The organism is Parolsenella sp. LCP21S3_E11 (genome assembly GCF_052118165.1).
Lineage (GTDB): Bacteria > Actinomycetota > Coriobacteriia > Coriobacteriales > Atopobiaceae > Parolsenella.
The window spans coordinates 1-756 of sequence record NZ_JBQKHS010000023.1 but is presented as its reverse complement, the minus strand read 5'-3'; the positions used below and the strand labels follow the sequence as shown (position 1 = coordinate 756).

General features: G+C 58.9%; 1 protein-coding gene. It reads right to left on the bottom strand.

Features of this window, described 5'->3' with window-relative positions; genetic code table 11:
* Positions 1-142 precede the first annotated feature (142 nt).
* Positions 143-601 (bottom strand): IS200/IS605 family transposase, encoded by a 459-nt coding sequence (gene tnpA / locus ACTQ1Z_RS08530; RefSeq protein ID WP_441860255.1) that lies wholly within the window; start codon positions 599-601, stop codon positions 143-145.
* Positions 602-756: the final 155 nt, after the last annotated feature.

The window sequence follows — 756 nt, the reverse complement described above, 5'->3', positions numbered from 1 at the left end:
CAATCAGAACCACCCTTAAAAAGGGTGGTTTGCTCTTAGGGTATAACCCACGGGCCCCGGGCTCGCGTCTAAAGGCGCGGGTCCGGACTTCGTCCAGGCCTAGTGCATCTTGACCCGTGGCGCGCCGGTCGAACCGACGGGATCACCTCCCCTTGAAGGGGTCCTCGTACTCCTTCACGCTCAGCTTGTCCAGCGCGATGTCGCGGGACTCCTGCTCCCTGATGTACTTGGCGATCGTCGCCTCGTTCAGGCCGACGGTGGACACGTAGTAGCCCTCCGCCCAGAACCTCCTGTTGCCGAACTTGTACTTGAGGTTGGCGTGCCTGTCGAATATCATCAGCGAGCTCTTCCCCTTCAGGTAGCCCATGACGCTCGCGACGCTGTACTTGGGCGGGATCGCCAGCAGCACGTGCACGTGGTCGGGCATCAGGTGCCCCTCGATTATCTCGATCCCCTTGTACTCGCAAAGCTTCCTGAGGATCTCCCCTATGTCGCTCCTGATTTGGTTGTAGATCACTTTGCGCCTATACTTCGGCGTGAACACGACGTGGTACTTGCACATCCACTTCGTGTGGGAAAGGCTGTAGGCCTTCTGGGCCATGGCGACCACCCCTTCGACTCGAATTCTTGACGGCCTGAACAATCGTCAATATCGGCCGGAGGGGTGGCTTTGTAAAGCCGCTTGTCTCCACCCGCGTAGCGGGTGGTTTAGAGCTGGCCGCTGCGCGGCCAGCAGACTAAAGTCTTGAAAACAAA